The sequence below is a fragment of the Methylopila turkensis genome (genome assembly GCF_027922325.1).
Classification (GTDB): domain Bacteria; phylum Pseudomonadota; class Alphaproteobacteria; order Rhizobiales; family Methylopilaceae; genus Methylopila; species Methylopila turkensis.
Genome location: NZ_BSFL01000005.1, coordinates 88,880 through 106,911, shown reverse-complemented (window position 1 = coordinate 106,911; position 18,032 = coordinate 88,880). Strand labels below are relative to the sequence as shown.

Annotated in this window: 16 protein-coding genes; 4 read left to right on the top strand and 12 right to left on the bottom strand. The window is 71.0% G+C overall.

Going from position 1 to position 18,032, the window contains the following annotated elements; genetic code table 11:
- Window positions 1–107: 107 nt before the first annotated feature.
- Window positions 108–1,286, bottom strand: a complete 1,179-nt coding sequence (locus tag PKE78_RS17470; protein ID WP_271202212.1) for a glycosyltransferase family 4 protein — start codon at window positions 1,284–1,286, stop codon at window positions 108–110.
- Window positions 1,287–1,395: 109 nt separating this feature from the next.
- On the opposite strand from PKE78_RS17470, the gene PKE78_RS17465 reads away from it, so the two are divergent.
- Window positions 1,396–1,866 (top strand): YaiI/YqxD family protein, encoded by a 471-nt coding sequence (locus tag PKE78_RS17465; RefSeq protein ID WP_271202211.1) that lies wholly within the window; start codon window positions 1,396–1,398, stop codon window positions 1,864–1,866.
- Window positions 1,863–2,939, top strand: a complete 1,077-nt coding sequence (locus tag PKE78_RS17460) for an MBL fold metallo-hydrolase (protein WP_271202210.1) — start codon at window positions 1,863–1,865, stop codon at window positions 2,937–2,939. The genes PKE78_RS17465 and PKE78_RS17460 overlap by 4 nt, the downstream gene beginning before the upstream one ends.
- A 6-nt stretch (window positions 2,940–2,945) precedes the next feature.
- On the opposite strand, the gene PKE78_RS17455 is transcribed toward PKE78_RS17460, so the two are convergent.
- A complete protein-coding gene (locus tag PKE78_RS17455; RefSeq protein ID WP_271202209.1) occupies window positions 2,946–3,719 on the bottom strand; it encodes a lipo-like protein in 774 nt (257 codons plus the stop codon).
- 401 nt (window positions 3,720–4,120) lie between these two features.
- Here PKE78_RS17455 and PKE78_RS17450 point away from each other — a divergent pair, with 401 nt between their 5' ends.
- Window positions 4,121–5,518 carry a malonyl-CoA decarboxylase gene (locus PKE78_RS17450; protein WP_271202208.1) on the top strand — a complete coding sequence of 466 codons (1,398 nt, stop codon included), beginning with the start codon at window positions 4,121–4,123 and terminating at the stop codon, window positions 5,516–5,518.
- The gene (locus tag PKE78_RS17445) at window positions 5,515–7,041 is read left to right on the top strand and encodes a malonate--CoA ligase (RefSeq protein WP_271202207.1); all 1,527 of its coding nucleotides are present in this window, start codon (window positions 5,515–5,517) and stop codon (window positions 7,039–7,041) included. Before PKE78_RS17450 ends, PKE78_RS17445 begins: the two co-directional genes overlap by 4 nt.
- Before the next feature lie 25 nt (window positions 7,042–7,066).
- Here PKE78_RS17445 and PKE78_RS17440 read toward each other — a convergent pair whose 3' ends face one another.
- The 10 genes from PKE78_RS17440 to PKE78_RS17395 form a co-directional block, all read right to left on the bottom strand.
- Complete coding sequence (locus PKE78_RS17440; protein ID WP_271202206.1) at window positions 7,067–7,540, bottom strand: hypothetical protein; 474 nt, start codon at window positions 7,538–7,540, stop codon at window positions 7,067–7,069.
- Between the two features lie 64 nt (window positions 7,541–7,604).
- A complete protein-coding gene (locus PKE78_RS17435; protein WP_271202205.1) occupies window positions 7,605–8,228 on the bottom strand; it encodes a 2-hydroxychromene-2-carboxylate isomerase in 624 nt (207 codons plus the stop codon).
- 38 nt (window positions 8,229–8,266) lie between these two features.
- Window positions 8,267–9,049 carry a DUF6030 family protein gene (locus PKE78_RS17430; RefSeq protein ID WP_271202204.1) on the bottom strand — a complete coding sequence of 261 codons (783 nt, stop codon included), beginning with the start codon at window positions 9,047–9,049 and terminating at the stop codon, window positions 8,267–8,269.
- Between the two features lie 92 nt (window positions 9,050–9,141).
- On the bottom strand, window positions 9,142–11,361 hold the full coding sequence (locus tag PKE78_RS17425; RefSeq protein ID WP_271202203.1) for a 3-hydroxyacyl-CoA dehydrogenase NAD-binding domain-containing protein: 2,220 nt from the start codon (window positions 11,359–11,361) through the stop codon (window positions 9,142–9,144).
- A 222-nt stretch (window positions 11,362–11,583) separates the two neighbouring features.
- The gene (locus PKE78_RS17420) at window positions 11,584–12,792 is read right to left on the bottom strand and encodes an acetyl-CoA C-acetyltransferase (protein ID WP_271202202.1); all 1,209 of its coding nucleotides are present in this window, start codon (window positions 12,790–12,792) and stop codon (window positions 11,584–11,586) included.
- Between the two features lie 73 nt (window positions 12,793–12,865).
- Window positions 12,866–13,498, bottom strand: a complete 633-nt coding sequence (locus PKE78_RS17415; RefSeq protein ID WP_271202201.1) for a glutathione S-transferase family protein — start codon at window positions 13,496–13,498, stop codon at window positions 12,866–12,868.
- Window positions 13,499–13,507: 9 nt separating this feature from the next.
- Window positions 13,508–13,747 carry a hypothetical protein gene (locus tag PKE78_RS17410; RefSeq protein ID WP_271202200.1) on the bottom strand — a complete coding sequence of 80 codons (240 nt, stop codon included), beginning with the start codon at window positions 13,745–13,747 and terminating at the stop codon, window positions 13,508–13,510.
- A 34-nt stretch (window positions 13,748–13,781) separates the two neighbouring features.
- Complete coding sequence (locus PKE78_RS17405) at window positions 13,782–15,575, bottom strand: acyl-CoA dehydrogenase C-terminal domain-containing protein (protein ID WP_271202199.1); 1,794 nt, start codon at window positions 15,573–15,575, stop codon at window positions 13,782–13,784.
- 68 nt (window positions 15,576–15,643) lie between these two features.
- Window positions 15,644–16,039 (bottom strand): response regulator, encoded by a 396-nt coding sequence (locus PKE78_RS17400; protein ID WP_271202198.1) that lies wholly within the window; start codon window positions 16,037–16,039, stop codon window positions 15,644–15,646.
- On the bottom strand, window positions 16,036–17,973 hold the full coding sequence (locus PKE78_RS17395; protein ID WP_271202197.1) for a PAS domain-containing sensor histidine kinase: 1,938 nt from the start codon (window positions 17,971–17,973) through the stop codon (window positions 16,036–16,038). The genes PKE78_RS17400 and PKE78_RS17395 overlap by 4 nt, the downstream gene beginning before the upstream one ends.
- Window positions 17,974–18,032: the final 59 nt, after the last annotated feature.

The window sequence follows — 18,032 nt, the reverse complement described above, 5'->3', positions numbered from 1 at the left end:
CCGGCGGACGACCAACGACGAAAGCCCCGTGATCGGTCACGAGGCGGACGGCGGGGGCGGTTCGAACGCCGACGACGACGCGAAGATCGGTACAAACCGGCGGGAAGTCAACGCCTCGCGCGCGCCAACAGCTCGACATAGGCGTCGAGCGTGGCCGCAATCATGCCTTCGAGCCCGTATCGGGCCGCCACATGAGCGCGCGCGCGCGCTCCGAGCGCCCGCCGCGCCGCGGGATCGAGCGCCAGCGCGGCGGCGAGGCCGCCCGCCAGCGCCCGCGCGTCGCGCGGCGCGACCAGCCAGCCGGTCCGGTCGGCGTCGGCGCAGGCCGGCGGGGCGAGCACGGTCTCGGCCACCGCGCCGTGGGCCGCGGCGACGAGCGGAACGCCCATGGCCTGCGCTTCGGTCACGCCGCGCCCGAAGGCCTCCGGTTCGAGCGAAGGCACGACCGCGACGTCGGCGGCGGCGAGCGCCGCGGCCATGTCCGCCACATGGCCCGGCATGCGGACGCGGTCGCCGAGGCCAAGCGCCGCGGCCTCCTCGGCGAGCCGGTCGCGATGGCGCCCCCGCCCCTGCGCGTCGCCCGCGAGCACCGCGAACACGTCGTCGCGCCCGAGCCGCGCCAGCGCCTCGAGCAGCAGCGACTGGCCTTTCCACGGCGTCAGCCGGGCCGCGAGCAGCACGATCTTCGCGTCGCGCGGAACGTCCCAGGCTTCGCGCAGCGCCGTGACGCGCTCGGGCGACACGGCGTCCGGATCGAAGCGGGCGAGATCGACGCCGCGCGGAATCACCACCAGCCGGCCGCGCGGCGGGCCGTGCCGGGCGGCGAGATGTGCCGCCGTGAAGGCCGAGTTTGCGATCACCAGATCGCCGCGCGCCATGACGGAGTTGTAAAAGCGCTTCGGCGCGGAGCCGGCCTTGTGAATGCCCGCCGCCGTGGTGACGAACGGCGCCCCCGCCCGCCGGCTGGCGGCGAGCGCGCTCCAGGCCGGCGCGCGCGAGCGGGCGTGCAGCAGATCAACGCCCTCGTCCCGGATCAGCCGCGCGAGCCGCCCGACGTTGCGCGCCATCACGAGCGGGTTCTTGGCCGCGGCCGGAAACGGCACGTGACGTCCGCCCGCGGCTTCGAGCTCGGCCACGAGACGGCCGCCCTCGCTCGCCACCAGCGCCCGCGCGCCGACCGCGACGAGGCCGGCTGCGACGTCGACCGCGGTGCGCTCGACACCGCCGGACTCGAGCGCGGGCAGGATCTGGAGCACGGCGCGGCCGGCGAGAGGATGAGCGGACATGCGCGTCTAGGGCCCAAAAAGGGGATCGCGGTCGCGCGCTCGGCATTTCGCGCGCCGCGGCCGGTCGTGGTAACGCGAAGCTCCCCCGCCCGCCAGTCGAGCCCCGCCGATGCCGCCCGCCATTTTCATCGACGCTGACGCCTGCCCGGTGAAGGACGAAGTTTACAAGGTCGCCGCCCGCCACGGGCTGCAAGTCACCGTGGTGGCGAACCGCTTCATGGCGACGCCGCGGGAGGAGTTCGTCACGTTCCATCTCGCGCCGGAAGGGCCGGACGCGGCCGACGACTGGATCGTCGAGGCCTGCGCCCCGCGCGACATCGTGGTGACGGCCGACATCCCGCTCGCCGCGCGCTGCCTCGCCAAGGGCGCCGCCGCGATCGGGCCGACGGGCAAGCCGTTCACCGAAAGCTCGATCGGCTCCGCGCTCGCGACCCGCGAGCTGATGAGCCACCTGCGCGAGATCGGCGAGATCACCGGCGGGCCGCGCCCGTTCGGCCCGCGCGATCGCTCGCAGTTCCTGCAGGCGCTCGACATCGCCGTCCGGCGCGCCTTGGCCGAAACCGGGCGGAGCGCCACATGAAGCTCACGCGCCGCGCCTTGCTGAAGCTCTCGGCCCTCGCCGCCGCCTCCGCGGGGGCCGGCGGCTGGTCATGGTGGTCCTCCGTGCAGTCCAAGAATTCCTACTATTCCGGGCCGAAGACCGATCATTTCGACGGCGTCCGCTTCTTCAATCCCGACCATCTCTGGTCGAAGTCCTTCGGCGACGCGTTGCGCGGCGTCTGGTTCGCGGACAAGGCGAAATGGCCGGAGAGCTGGCCGAGCCCGTTCGCGGACCGTCCCCCGGCGCGGGTCGACGACGGCGCGCTCCGCGTCACGCTGATCGGCCATGCCGCCCATCTGATCCAGACCGCGGGCCTGTCGATCCTGGTCGATCCGGTCTGGTCGGAGCGGGCGTCGCCGTTCTCGTTCGCCGGGCCGAAGCGCGTGAACCCGCCCGGCGTCGCCTTCGACGACCTGCCGAAGATCGACGTCGTGCTGATCACGCACAACCACTACGACCATCTCGACGTCGAAACGCTGTCGCGGCTCGCGGCCCGCGACGCGCCGCGGGTGATCGTCCCGCTCGGCAACAACGCCATCATCAAGGCGCATGATCCGGCGGTCGCGACCGAGGCCTACGACTGGGGCGCCCGCGTGCCGCTGTCGGACAAGGTCGTGGCCCATCTCACGCCCTCCTACCACTGGTCGGCGCGCGGCGTGACCGACCGGCGCAAGGCGCTGTGGTGCGGTTACGTGCTCGACGCCGGCCCCGCCGGGAAGATCTACCTCGCCGGCGACACGGCGCTCGGTCCCGGAAACATCTTCCGCGCGATCCGCGAACGGCACGGGCCGATCCGGCTCGCGGCGATCCCGATCGGCGCCTACGAGCCGCGCTGGTTCATGAAGGACCAGCACGTCGACGCCGCGGAGGCGGTCGAGATCATGGGACTCGTCGGCGCGGAGAACGCGATCGGCTGCCACTGGGGCACGTTCCAGCTCACCTCGGAGGCGATCGACGCGCCCGAGATCGCGCTGGCCGAGGCGCTGAAGGAACGGAAGATCGAACCCGCCCGCTTCCGTGCGCTGCGGCCGGGGGAGGTCTGGGCCGGCTGACGGCCGTCACTCCGCCGCGCGCCGCGCCGGGCCGCGGGCGGCGCCGCGGCGCTCCGCCCAGACCACCTTGCGGTAGTCGAAGCCCTGAACCAGCGTCGGCTTCACGATCTGGAAATAGGGCGAGATGTCGAAGTCCCGCGGCATGTAGAGCGAGTGATGCCGGATGTGCAGGATCTCGCGCCGCAGCCCTTCGTCCTCGATGGTCTCGACCCGCGGCAGGATCGGGTAGCGCACCCGCTCGAAGGCGCGCGCGATCAGCGACGAGCAGATCGCCCGCGTCGGCAGGCCGGAGCCGAGCGCGAGCATGCGCCGCCGCATCCGAGCCGAGAGGAACGGAACCGGCGCGAGGTAGCGCATGAGGTCGAGCACGTTCTTGACGTCGTAGTCGTAGCCGAGCCGCAGGATGCAGTAGCGCGCCACCTGTTCGCGCTCGGCGAAGTCGAGATCGAACGGCCGGCACACCCTGAGCTGCTCCCGGGCATATTTCGACAGCGGCGCGGAGGCGCAGCCGATCCCGAGCTCCATCTCCACCAGCACGTGGCGTTCGCCGTCCGGCTCGTAGACGTCGAGCATGTCGCCGACATAGAGCACCGCATGCGACCAGATCGACGACGTCATGCGGCGGATGACGGCGGACACGCGGGAGCGGCCCGCGATCAGGATGACGTCGCCGACCTCCAGCATCGCGCCGAGCGCGCCCGCGTCGAGAGCCGTCTGCGGCGCCTCGCGCAGCTCCTGGGTCAGATAGCCGACAAGGCCCCGGCCGACCCGGTTGGCCATCCAGTCCATCCGCAACGTCTCCCGCCGCGCCGCCCGCCCCCCGAGGTCGACGCGTCTCGATGATGACGGCGATCGCTTGCCACGCGCTTCACGACGGCCCGCGCGCGGCGAAATCATCGCTTATGGTTAACAACAATCTAATGATCATGGTTAATGGAACGTGAAATAAAGAACGAAACAAGATGCGCCGATTCGGTCCCGATTCGTTCGAGAAGAACGAATCGGGCAAGAATCACGAAGACACTATTTGTTCTCGCGACAGATCGACTTGGTCGGCGCCGGCCAGCGCCGCGGCGCACGAAAGAGTTCCCCGAACCCGCCTTTGGCAGGCGTCGCGCGGCGGCCGATCTCGGCCTAATCTCCCCTCGGGGACGGGCGCGCGAGCGAAAAGGCCGGGCGGGATGAGCGGAACGTCGTTCTTCGGCGACATGTTGCAGACCATCACGGAGCGCGGGCGCCAGCTGCTGTCGCTCGGCTCCTCCGGCGGCGCCGCGCCCGACCCGGAGCAAGGCCTGGTCAAGCTCTGCGACAAGCTGCTCCAGGGCCGCGGCGAGGCGTCGGGCATGGCGCTCGCGAGCATCGTGCTGAAGCGCTGGGAGGCGCTCGACGCCGTGGAGCGTATCGGCTTCATGCGGCTGCTGCTGGAGCGCTACGGCCCGGACCGGGCCCGGCTCGAGGCCGCGATCGACGCCCATCGCGCCGCGCCGTCGGCCGACACCGTGCGCGAGCTGCACAACGCCGCCGAGCCGCAGCGGCAGGAGATCATTCGCCGGCTCAACCTCGCTCCCGGCGGCGTGGGCGCGCTGGTGAAGATGCGCGAGTCGCTGCTCGCCATGCTGCCCGGTCGCCCGGAGCTCGCCGCCGTCGACGCCGACTTCCAGCACCTGTTCGCGTCGTGGTTCAACCGCGGCTTCCTCGCGCTCAAGCCGATCGACTGGGCGACGCCCGCCAACGTGCTCGAGAAGATCATCCGCTACGAGGCGGTGCACGAGATCCGCGACTGGGACGAGCTTCGGCGCCGGGTGGAGCCATCCGACCGGCGCTGCTTCGCGTTCTTCCACCCGCAACTGCCGGACGAGCCGCTGATCTTCGTCGAGGTGGCGCTCACCACCGAGATCACCGCCGCCGTCGGCGAGCTGCTGGACGAGCGCCGCACGCCGATCCCCGCGGAGGAGGCGACGGTCGCGGTGTTCTACTCGATCTCCAACTGCCAGGACGGCCTGCGCGGCGTCTCCTTCGGCAACTTCCTGATCAAGCAGGTGGCGGCGGACCTTGGCCGCGACCTGCCGGGGCTCGCGACCTTCGTGACGCTGTCGCCCATGCCGGGCTTCGGCGCCTGGCTCGCCCAGGAGCGCGAGCGGCCTTCCGGCGTGCTCGACGACGACGACCTTGCGACGCTCGCGCTGCTGGACGACCGCGGCTGGCCGGACGACGCCGAGGCCTCGGAGCGGCTGCGGCCGACGCTGGCGCGCGCCGCCGCCCGCTATCTGCTGAGCGCGAAGAACGCCCGCGGCGCGGCCCTCGACCCGGTGGCGCGGTTCCATCTCGGCAACGGCGCGCGGCTCGAGCGCGTCAACGTGCTTGGCGACCGCTCGGCGCGGGCGCTGCGGCAGGCCCACGGCACGATGGTCAACTACCTCTACGATCTCGCCGAGATCGAGGCCAACCACGAGGCCTTCGTCGGCCGCGGCGAGGTGATCGCCTCGGCGTCGGTCCAGCGCCTCGCGCGCGGCGCCCGTCCGCTCGCGGCCAGGGCCCCCGCGCGGACGGGAGCGTCGAAGCCGGAGAAGGTGGCGTGACCAATCACCTGTTCGACGCGCTCCGCGCCGCCGCGCCCGGCGCCGAGGCCGTCTTCATCGAAACCGCGGACGGCGCCGCCATCTCCTACGGCGACCTGCTGGCGCGCACCGCCCAGCTCGCCCACGCGCTGGCGAGCTTCGGCGTCGCGCCGGGCGACCGGGTCGCCGCGCAGGTCGAGAAGAGCGCCCAGGGGCTGATGCTCTATCTCGCCTGCGTGCGCGCCGGCGCGGTCTACCTGCCGCTCAACCCCGGCTACACCTCGGCCGAGATCGACTACTTCCTCGGCGACGCCGAGCCCGCCGTGTTCGTGGTGGGCCCGGAGGCGGAACGCGCGCTCGCCCCGATCGCGGCGCGCCACGGGGCCCGGCTCGAAACCCTCGACGCCGACGGGCAGGGCTCGATGGCGGCCGCCGCCGACGGCCTGCCGACGCGATTCGACGACGTCGCCCGCGGGCCGGACGATCTGGCCGCGATCCTCTACACGTCCGGCACGACCGGCCGCTCCAAGGGCGCGATGCTCAGCCACGACAACCTGCTGTCGAACGCGCTGGCGCTGAAGGACTTCTGGCGCTTCACGGCCGCCGACCGGCTGCTGCACGCGCTGCCGCTGTTCCACACCCACGGCCTGTTCGTCGCCACCAACACGGCGCTGGTCGCGGGCGCGTCCATGATCCTGCTGCCGAAGTTCGACGCCGACCGGGTGATGGCGCTGCTGCCGCGCGCGACCACGCTGATGGGCGTGCCGACCTTCTACGTCCGCCTCGCGCAGCATCCGTCGCTGACCCGGGAGACGACCGCGCACATGCGCCTGTTCGTCTCCGGCTCCGCGCCGCTGCTGGCCGAGACCCACCGCGCCTTCGAGGCCAAGACCGGCCACCGCATCCTCGAACGCTACGGCATGACCGAGACCAACATGATCACCTCGAACCCTTACGAGGGCGAGCGGATCGCGGGCGCTGTCGGGTTCCCGCTGCCGGGCGTCTCGCTGCGGGTGGTCGATCCCGCCTCCGGCTCGCCGCTCGGCCCCGACGAGGTCGGCATGATCGAGGTGAAGGGCCCGAACGTGTTCAAGGGCTACTGGCGCATGCCGGAGAAGACCCGCGCCGAGTTCCGCGACGACGGCTTCTTCGTCACTGGCGACCTCGGCCGCGTCGACCAGCGCGGCTACGTCTCGATCGTCGGCCGCGGCAAGGACCTCGTGATTTCGGGCGGCTACAACGTCTACCCGAAGGAGGTCGAGGCCGAGATCGACGCGCTGGACGGCGTGGTCGAAAGCGCCGTGATCGGTCTCGCCCATCGCGATTTCGGCGAGGGCGTCACCGCCGTCGTCGTGCGCGAGGCCGGCGCCGCGATCGACGAGGCCGGGGTGCTCGCCGCCCTCGCCGGCCGGCTCGCGCGCTACAAGCAGCCGAAGCGCGTGCTGTTCGTGGACGAGCTGCCGCGCAACGCCATGGGCAAGGTGCAGAAGAACGCGCTGCGCGAGCGCTACGCCGATCTCTACGCGGAGGCCGAGGCGTCCTGACGCCGGCCTTAGCCGCCGGCGCGCGTCAGAGCTTCTGCTCGTCCGGCTCGGCGTTCTTCTCCAGCGTCTCCGCGAACTCCCGGAAACGGCGCAGCGCGCGGCCCATGGTCTCGGCGAGCTGGTCGATCTCCTTGTCGGTCGGCAGCCTCAGGGTCGGGCCGGAGCCGGGCTCCACAAGCTTCGGCTCCCCGGCCTTGGGCTCGGCCGGGGTGGGAACCCCGGCGGCGAGCTTGCGCACCTGCTCCTCGAGCGCCGCCACGCGCTCCTCCAGCCTCCGGATCTCGGAGGGCTGATCCGTCGCGCCGGCGGCGCGGCAGTCGTAGCCCTCGCCGACCGCGCGGCAGAAGGCGGTCGCGCCGGTCTCGCGGTCGAGCCGCAGGAAGCCGCCGTCGGCGGGCTTCAGCTCGTAGCGGTCGGGGCGCGGGCTCTCGGCCCCGGAGGCGGCGGGCGCCGCCACGGCGAACATCGCCGCGGCGCAGAGACAGGCGAGCGAGCGCATGGGACGGTCCTCTCCACGGATTGCGGCTATGCCCCGACGAAGCATGCTTCCAAGGAGATGGCGCTCAGAAGTCCGCCGTGTAGGGCGGCCGCCCGGTCTCCAGCGCTTCGTCCAGCAGATCGAGGCGATCCTGCCCCCAGAACACCTCGCCGTCGAGCACATAGGCCGGCGAGCCGAAGACGGAGCCTGAGGCCGCCGCCGCGCGGTTCGCCTCGTAGGCGGCGGCCGTCGACGGCGTCTCGGCGCCGGCGAGCGTGCGCGCGGCGTCGTGGCCGGCGGCGGCCAGCAGCTCGGCGAGCGTCGCGCGGTCGGTCAGGTCGCGCTCCTCCTCCCACACCGCGCGTAGCGCCGCGCCGATGAAGCCGGCCGGGTCCTCGCCCTGCTCCAGCAGCGACAGCACGCAGCCGTCGGCGAGGTCGGGCTCGAACGGCCAGTGCTTCGGGCGCAGCACCAGCGGCCGGCCGCGCTTCGCCGCCCAGCGCTGCAGCTCGACGAAACGATAGCGCTGGCGCTGCACCGCGCGCTTGCCGAGCGGCAGGCCGCCGGTCTCCGCGAACAGGGCGCCGAGCTGCACGGGCTTCCACGCCACCTCGAGGCCGTGCTTCGCGACGAGTTCGGTGAACGGCGCATGGCCGAGATGCGCCCAGGGCGAGAGCAGCGAGAAATAGACGTCGACACGGCGTGGCATACGGAACTCCTGAAGTCAGTCTCTCGAAAATGTCAGAATCAGCGCGCCGCGTCAGCCTCCTCCGGCGTCGTGTCGACCGGCGCGGGCGGCGGCGTCTGCAGCGGCCGCCTGACAGGCGCGTAGCGGTCCGCCGGACCGGGCGGCAGCGTGCGGGGGAAGGTCACGATGAGGTTGAAGCGCGGGGCGTCGCCGAACTCGCGCAGGAATTCGAACTGCGCGCCGCGCTCGAGGAAGCGCTGCTCGCGCAACTGGTCGATCGCGGCGAGCGCCGCCTCGGACGGCCGCCAGCGGAACTGGGCGAAGATCGCCCGCAGCGCCTCGCGGGCGGCGCGCCGCACCGCGGGAGCCGTGCGCGGGTCGAGCAGGTTGAGCTTGAGCCGGATCACGTCGAGCCGCCCGGGCTCCAGCCCGCGCGCCGAGACGAACAGGCTCGACGTCTCCTCGTCCGGGCCCGCCGCCGGCTTCACGAGATCGGTGACGCAGGTCCAGCCGCGCGCGGGCGGCTCGTCCTCGTGCAGCGTCGCGCCCGTGAGGCCCGCCCGCTGCAGCCCGTCGCAGAAGGCGCGCGGCACGATCCAGGGCAGCAGCACGAAGCGCGCGGGCCGGTCGGGCGCGGGCGCGGTCAGGTAGAGGGCGACGTCGCGGGGCAGGTCCTTGAGCAGGTCGCGCGGGTCCTGAACGCGCGGCGCCGGCGCGGCGGGGGGCGCTGCGGCCGGCGCCCGCTCATGATGGCGCCGCCACGACAGGCCGAACACCAGCGCGCAGGCGAAGGCTGCGGCCGCGAGCGCGACGACGATGGTGGTGAGGCGGCTCGACGACATGGCGCGCTCCGGCCGCGCCGGACGCGCGACCCGTCATGTCCGATAGACGAGCGCCGCGGGGCGCGGCAAGCGCGCGCCTGCCGCGGCCCCCGTCAGGCCGCCGCGGAGGCCGGCTCCGAAGCGCCGCCGAAGCGGCCGTAGAAGGTCTCGCCCTTGGCCGCGAGGTCGAGCAGCAGCGCGTTGGAGCGGAAGCGTTCGCCGTGGATTTCGGCGAGCGCCGAGGCGAGCCTGACGAAGCGCTCCGCGCCCATGGCGTCGATCCACGACAGCGGCCCGCCGGTGTAGGGCGCGAAGCCGAAGCCGAGGATCGCGCCGACATCCGCCTCGCGCACGTCGGTGATCACGCCCTCCTCCACCGTGCGCGCGGCTTCGAGCGCCTGCGCCACCAGCAGGCGGTTGCGCAGCTCCGCGACGTCGAGCGTCTCCGGATCGAGCTTTGTCTCCTGAAGATCGGCGAGACCCGGCCAGAGGCTCTTCTTCCCCTGTTCGGGATAGTCGTAGAACCCCTTGCGGTTCTTGCGCCCGAGCCGGCCTTCCTTCTCCACCAGCGTCCGCAGCAGCTTCTCCTGCGCGGGGTTGACCGCCGCGTCCCCGAGCTGGGCGCGGGTGGAGTCGATGATCTTGAGCCCGAGATCGAGCGCCACCTCGTCGTTGAGCGACAGCGGGCCGACCGGCATGCCGGCCTGGCGGGCGACGTTCTCGATCATGGCCGCGGGCACGCCCTCGGTCAGCATCAGATGGCCTTCGAGCATGTAGGCGATGACGCAGCGGTTGGCGAAGAAGCCGCGCGAGTCCTTCACCACGATCGGCGTCTTCTTGATGGCGCGGACATAGTCGAGCGCGAGCGCGAGCGCCTCGTCGCCGGTCCGTTCGCCGACGATCAGCTCCACCAGCAGCATCTTGTCGACCGGCGAGAAGAAGTGAATGCCGACGAAGCGCTCGGGCCGCTTCGAGGCCTTGGCGAGGCCGGTGATCGGCAGCGTGGAGGTGTTGGAGGCGAAGATCGCATCCTCGCGCAGCACCGCCTCGACCTTGGCGACCACCTCGGCCTTCACCTTCGGGTCCTCGAACACCGCCTCGATCACGAGATCGCAGTCCGCCAGCGCGGCGTAGTCCGGCGTCGCGGTGATGCGCCCGAGCAGGGCGTCGCGCTCGGAGCCGGAGACGCGGCCCTTGGCGACCTCGGTCGAGATCAGCTTCTGGGCGTGCTCCTTGCCCTTGTCGGCGGCGTCCTGGTCCCGATCGACCAGCACCACCTCGAGCCCGGCCCGCGCGGTGACGTAGCCGACGCCGGCGCCCATGAAGCCCGCGCCCACGATTCCGACCTTCTTCAGCGGCAGCTCGCCCGCGCCCTTCGGCCGGCGCGCGCCCTTGTTCAGCTCCTGCATCGACACGAACAGGGTGCGGATCATCGCCGCCGCCTCCGGCGAGCGCAGCACCTTGGCGAAGTGCCGGCTCTCGACGGTGAGCGCGAGGTCCATCGGCAGCTGCAGGCCGTCGAACACCACCTGCAGCATGGCGCGGATCGCGGGGTAGTTGTCCTGGGTCTCGCGGCGGTAGATGGCGTTCGCGGGCGGGAAGGTCATGAAGCCGGGCTTCGACCACACCGGCCCGCCGGGCAGCTTGAAGCCCTTCTCGTCCCACGGCTTCACCGCCTTGCCGCCCTCGCGGATCCAGTCCTTGGCGCGGCCGATCATCTGGTCCTTCGGCAGCACCTCGTCGACGAGGCGCATGGCGCGCGCCTTGTCCGGACGGATCTGCTCGCCCTTCATCAGCATCTGCAGCGCGTCCTGCGGCGGCAGCATGCGGGCGACGCGGGTGGTGCCGCCGGCGCCGGGGAACAGGCCGACCTTCACCTCCGGCAGGCCGACGCGGGTCGACGGGTCGTTGGAAACGATGCGGTAGTGGCAGGCGAGCGCGAGCTCGAACGCGCCGCCGAGGCAGACGCCGTCGATCGCCGCCACCCACGGCTTGCCCGAGGTTTCGATGAACCGATAGAGCTGGCTGAGCTTACGGCTCTCCTCGAACACGGCCTTCGCCGCGGCCTCTTCGCCGCGCGTCGCCTTCTCGGTGGCGTAGAGCCGGGCGATGCCCTCCAACATGGTGAGGTCGGCGCCGCCGGAAAACGCCTTCTTTCCCGACGAGACCACCACGCCCTTGATCGCCGCGTCGCCCGCGACGCGCCTGGCGATCTCCGCCAGCTCCGCGATCGCGTCGGCGGAGAGCACGTTCATGGAGCGGCCGGGCATGTCCCAGACCACGGACAGGATGCCGTCGGCGTCGAGATCGGTGCGGAAGTTGGTCTCGGTCATCTGTCGTCTCCGTCATCCCGGACGGCCGAAGGCCGATCCGGGATCGTCAGCCGAAAAATCCTCGTCATGGTCCGGCTTGACCGGACCATCCACGCCGGACGTCGAGCGCGGCGGAGACATGGGTCCTCCGGTCAAGCCGGAGGACGACGAGAGGTTCAAACGCTCAGTCCTGAACACGAGATCCCGGCTCTCGCTTACGCTCGGCCGGGATGACGAACCGGGTCACACCCGCTCGATGATGGTCGCGGTGCCCATGCCGGCGCCGATGCAAAGCGTCACCAGCGCGGTGGACTGGCCCGAGCGCTCGAGCTCGTCGATCGCCGCGCCGAGAATCATCGCGCCGGTGGCGCCGAGCGGGTGGCCGAGCGCGATCGCGCCGCCGTTCGGGTTCACCTTCGCGGGATCGAGGCCGAAGGCCTGCAGGTAGCGCAGCACGACGGCCGCGAAGGCCTCGTTGACCTCGAACAGGTCGATGTCGCCGATCTCCATGCCGGCGCGGGCCAGCACCTTCTTCGTGACGTCGACCGGACCGGTCAGCATCAGCGCCGGCTCGGAGCCGATGTTGGCGAAGGCCCTGATCCGCGCGCGGGGCTTGAGGCCCGCCCTGTCGCCGGCCTCCTTCGAGCCGACGAGGACCGCGGCCGCGCCGTCGACGATGCCGGAGGAATTGCCGGCGTGATGCACGTGATTGACGCGCTCGACGTCGGGGTGCGCATACACGGCGACGGCGTCGAAGCCGCCCATCTCGCCCATCTCGGCGAAGGAGGCCTTGAGCGAGCCCAGCGACTGCATGGTCGTCTCGGGCCGCATGTGCTCGTCGCGGTCGAGCAGGATCAGCTCGTTGACGTCCCGCACGGGCACGACCGACCTGGCGAAGCGTCCCTCTCCCCAAGCCGCGCCGGCGCGCTTCTGGCTCTCGACCGCGTAGGCGTCGACGTCGTCGCGGGAGAAGCCGTACTTGGTCGCGATCAGGTCGGCCGAGACGCCCTGCGGCATGAAGTAGGACTTCACCGCGATCGCCGGGTCCATCGGCCAGGCGCCGCCGGAGGCGCCGATGCCGACGCGGCTCATGCTCTCGACGCCGCCACCGACCACGAGGTCGTGCTGGCCGGACATCACCTGGGCCGCGGCGAAGTTCACCGCGTCGAGCCCCGAGGCGCAGAAGCGGTTGATCTGCACGCCCGGCACCCGGATGCCGTAGTCGGCGGCGAGCGCCGCCGCGCGGGCGATGTCGCCGCCGGCCTCGCCGACCGGATCGACGCAGCCGAGCACGACGTCGTCGATGGTCTCGGTCGCGAGATTGTTGCGGTCGGCGATCGCCCGGAGCGCCGTGGTCGCGAGGCCGAGCGTGGAGACCTCGTGCAGCGCTCCGTCCGGCTTGCCGCGCCCGCGGGGGGTGCGGACCGCGTCGTAGATGTAGGCCTCGGGCATCGGTGTCTTTCCCTTTGGCGTGTTCGCGCTCCGGCGCGGCCAGAGGCGATCGGAATGTCGCGGATGGCCCAGCCTAGACGGCCGGGACGCTTTCGCCCGGCATCAGATCGTAGGGGCTCCGCCATCCCGGCAGCGCTCGCAGGCGGGCGAGCCAGCGGGTCATGGCGGGATAATCGGCGAACGGAACGCCGATCTCGTCCTCGAACTGCAGATAGGCGCACAGGGACAGGTCCGCGATCGTCAGACGCCCGCCGACGACGAAATCCTTGTCGGCGAGATGCGCGTCGAGAACAGCGTAGGCGTTCGCTGTCCGCCTGTGCAGGAAGGCCGTGACCTCGCTCTCGCCGCCGCCGGCCTTGGAGCGGAGGAACCGCAGGGTCGCCGTGTAGCTGGTGAGCTTGTGGTTGTCGAACAGGATCCAGCGCCAGATTTCGCGGCTCTCCGCCTTCGTCTCGGCGCCGAACCGGCCGAGCGTCTCGGCGAGATAGTCGAGGATCACGCCGGACTGGGACAATGTAAGCTCGCCGTGGCGCAGCACCGGGGCTTCGCCCATCACGTTGAGCGCGCGAAACGCCGGGCCGTGGGTCTCGCCGTTGAAATAGTCGACGAAAACCGGCTCCCAGTCCGCGCCGCACAGCTCCAGCATGATCGCCGGCTTGTAGGCGTGGCCGCTGTCCGCGAAGCAGTGCAGTTGGTACTCGGCCATTGTCTTTCCTCAGCTAGGAAAATGCCAAACGCCCACCCCACGACCGGTCTTTGAAATCTTCCCTTCATCAACAAGAGCCTGACCGGCCCAGCGCATCTCATATTGCCATGTATAAAGAACATCACCCGCAGCGCGGATGTCCGTCTCATAATTATCCCAGATGTATTTCGCAATCTGGACGATTGTGGCCCGACCACCGTTCAGGCGTATAGCGTCGACAACCGGCTTCTTGAAATCTTCGCGCTTCATTGCGCCGCCCTTGTCTGTCGCATCTTCTTTCTTATTAGAACGCCTCGGCCGGCAGCGCCATGACGGCGTCGGCCCCGGCCGAGATCGCGGCGAGACGGGTCGCGGTCTCGGGCAGCGAGCGCTCGATGAAGAAGCGCCCGGTCGTCAGCCGGGCCTCCATCCGCGCGGCGTCGCCCTCGCCGGAGGCCTGCTTGGCGAGCGCGGTCTTCGCGATCCGCGCCCACATGTAGCCGAGCGCCACGAGCCCGAGCAGGTGCATGAAGTCGGTCGCGCCGGCGCCGGCGTTCTCCGGCTTGCGCATGGCGTGCATCATGAACCAGGTCGCGGCCTTCTGCAGGTCGTCGCGGGCCTTCTTCAGGGCTTCCAGGAAGGGCTTCAGATCACGGATGCCGCCGTTCTCCTTGATGAAGCCGTCGATCTCCTTGAACAGCGCCATGATCGCCCGGCCGCCGTCGCGGCCGAGCTTGCGGCCGACGAGGTCCATGGCCTGCACGCCGTTCGCGCCCTCGTAGATCATGGCGATGCGGGCGTCGCGGACGAACTGCTCCATGCCCCACTCGGCGACGTAGCCGTGGCCGCCGAACATCTGCTGCGCCTTCACGGTGTTGTCGAAGCCGACGTCGGTGATCACGCCCTTGATGACCGGGGTGAGCAGGCCCATCAGGTCGTCGCCGGCCTGCTTGTCCTTGGCGTCCTCGCTGGCGTGGCCGACGTCGCCCTTGAGCGAGGTCCACAGGATCAGCGCGCGCGCCGCCTCGTTGAACGCCTTGATCGACAGCAGCGTGCGCCGGACGTCCGGATGCACGATGATCGGATCGGCGGGCTTCGCCGGCTCCTTCGCGCCGGAGAGCGCCCGGCCCTGCAGGCGGTCCTTGGCGTAGGCGACCGCGTTCTGATAGGCGACCTCGGACTGGGCGAGGCCCTGGATGCCGACGCCGAGCCGCGCCTCGTTCATCATCGTGAACATCGCGGGCAGGCCGCGGTTCTCTTCGCCGACGAGCCAGCCGGTCGCGCCGTCGTAGTTCATCACGCAGGTGGCGTTGCCGTGGATGCCCATCTTGTGCTCGAGCGAGCCGCAGGACACCGCGTTGCGCTCGCCCGGCGCGCCGTCGGCGTCGAGCTTGAACTTCGGCACGACGAACAGCGAGATGCCCTTGGTGCCCTCCGGCGCGCCTTCGATGCGGGCGAGCACCAGATGCACGATGTTCTCGGTCAGGTCGTGCTCGCCGGCGGAGATGAAGATCTTGGTGCCGGTGATGCGGTAGGAGCCGTCGCCGTTCGGGACCGCCTTGGTCTTGATCAGGCCGAGGTCGGTGCCGCAATGCGGCTCCGTCAGGTTCATGGTGCCGGTCCAGGTCCCGGCGATCATCTTGGGCAGATAGGCCTGCTTCAGCGCGTCGGAGCCGTGCAGGGTGAGCGCCGCGATCGCGCCTTGCGTCAGCCCAGGATACATGGCGAGCGCCATGTTCGCGGCCGAGGCGTATTCGTTGACGATGGCGGCGATGGTGTGCGGCAGCCCCTGCCCGCCATAGTCCGGATCGGCCGAAAGCCCGATCCAGCCGCCGTCCGCGAAGGCGTCGTAGGCGGCCTTGAACCCCTTCGGCGTCGTGACCGAGCCGTCGGCGGAGCGCGTGCAGCCCTCGACGTCGCCAGAGCGGTTCACCGGCTGGAGCACCTCCTCGCAGAGCTTGGCGCTTTCGAGCAGCACCGCCTCGACCACGTCGCGCGAGGCGTCGGCGAAACCTGGAAGGTTGGCGTGACGGTCGAATCCGAGCACGTCATAGAGGAGAAAAAGCGTGTCCTCGACAGGGGCCTTGTAGCTGGGCATCGGGTCCGCTCGCCTTAGTGTGTGTATGCACTATACCCGCGGCCCACTGTCGCGCAATCGCTTTCAGGTCATCCTTCCGGGGCGCCCCCGGACCCGCGCGGGCCCGGGAAATGCGCGAGCGCGCTCTCGAGGTCGGCGGTGCGGAACGGCTTCTGAAGCGTGCGGGCGTTGGGATAGCGGGCGCCGACGCCGCTCTCGCCGTAGCCGGTCGTGAACACGATCCGGACGCCCTTCTCGGTCAGCACGTCGGCGATCGGAAAGCTCTTCTCGCCGCCGAGATTGACGTCGAGCAGCGCCCCGTCCACCTCCTCCTCGTCGAGCATGGCGAGCGCCTGCGCCACGCTCCCGGCCGGGCCGACGACCGTCACGCCGTGATCGATCAGCATGTCCTCGATCATCATCGAGATCATCGCCTCGTCCTCGACGACGAGGATGCGCAGTCCTGAAAGCGGGCGATCTGTCATTGCGGTGCGACTTTCTCGGAAAACGGCGTCCGGAAGGTGAAGATGACGCCTTCCGACGGGAATTCGAGCCGGGCCTCGCCGCCGAGCTCCTGCGCGACGCCACGTTCGATCAGGCGGGAACCATAACCGCGCCGCGTCGGCGGCGACACGGCGGGGCCGCCGGTCTCGCGCCACTCGACGGCCACGATCTCGTTTTCACGGTCAATCGACCAAGCCGTATCGACGCGGCCCTCGCTGACCGACAGGGCGCCGAACCGCGCCGCGTTGGCGGCGAGCTCGTGCAGCGCCATCGCCATGGTCACCGCCGCGTTCGGCGACAGCCGCACGCCCGCGCCGGATATGGCGATCCGGTCCGGCCGCTCGCTCGCATAGGGCGCGAGCACAAGCCGGACGATCTCGTCGAGACTTGCGCTCGACCAGGCCTCGCGCGTCAGCAGGTCGTGCGCGCTCGACAGCGCCATCAGCCGGGCGTCGAACACCTTCTCGAAAGCGTCCGGGTCGCGCACGGTCCGCCGGGTCTGGCGCGCGATCGCCTGAACGGTCGCCAGATTGTTCCTGACGCGATGGTTCAGCTCGGCCACCAGAAGCGCGCGCACCCGCTCGGCCTCGCGCCGCTCCGATATGTCCGCCGCGACGGCGAGGAAGCTGCTCGGCCGGCCGCGCTCGTCGACGAGGCGCGTGACGTTGGTCACGGCCCAGACCAGCGAGCCGTCGGGCCGGAGATAGCGCTTCTCGAACTCGAAGGACTGGCCCGTCGCGCTGGCCTCGGCCATGCGGCTCTTGCTTTCCGCCCGGTCGTCGGGATGGGTGACCTGCTCGACCGTCGCGGCGGCGAGCTCTTCGGCGCTGCGCCCGAGCAGGCGCTCCATGGCGTCGTTCACCCGCAGGAAGCGGCCGTGAAGCGAGACCTCGGCCATGCCGACGGCCGCTTGGCCGAAGATCGCGGCGGAGCGGAGCTCGCTCTCCCGCAGCCGCGCCGTGGCGCGCGCTTCGGACAGGGCGAGCTGCAGGCGGTCGGCGGCCTCCTGAGCCGTGTCGATCTCGCGCTGCGTCCATCGCCGCGGCCGGTCGTCGTTCACGAACAGAAACGCGAAGGTGCGGCCGTCGCGGGCGATCGGAACGATCAGATTGGCGACGACGCCGATCGCGCCGAAGGCCTCCACCGGGCCGCCGCTGAGGCGCTCCTCCGTCCGCACGTCCGCGACCGCCACGACGCGGCCGGAAAGCGCCTCGCCCCGCGCGGGTTCGCCGTAGCGATCAAGCTCGTAGCGGCGCCCGGCGAGGCTTTCGAGGTCCGGGCGGCTGCGCCAATCGCCGAGGACGTGGCAGGTCGGGGCGGCTCCGTGGTCGACCTCGGCGTAGCCGACCCGCGCTGCGGCGAGATGGCCGCCGATCGCGTCCAGCGCCGAATGGAGAATCGCGTCCGGATCGACGTCCGGACCGGAACCGGCGCGCAGCAGGTCGCCGAAGCCGAGCAGGAATTTCTGCGCTCGCGTCGTCTGAACCCGGTCGGTGGTCTCGACGCCCTGGTTGAACACGCCCGCGATCGCGCCGCGCTCGTCGAAGATCGGCGTGAGGCTGTAGTCCCAGTAGGTTTCGACGACCGCGTCGCCGCGGCGCATCGGCAGCATCTGGTCGAAGGTCGACAGACCCTTTCCGGTCGCCACCACATGGGCGAACTGGTCGCCGACCACATGCCAGATGTCCGGCCACACCTCGGCCGCGGACCGCCCGAGCGCCCAGGGGTGGCGGTCGTCCGCGACCGGACGCCAGGCGTCGTTGTAGAGCAGCCGGAGCTCCGGGCCCCAGTACACCGCGGTCGGATAGCTGGAGTTCAGGCAGATGCCGAGCGCGGCCTTAAGCGGCGCCGGCCAGCCTTCCACCGGCCCGAGCGGGCTCGTGGACCAGTCATGGTCCCGGATCCGCCCCGCCATTTCACCGTCGCCTCGCAACACCGAGCGCGCTTCCCATTCCCGCCCACGCTCTGACCGCC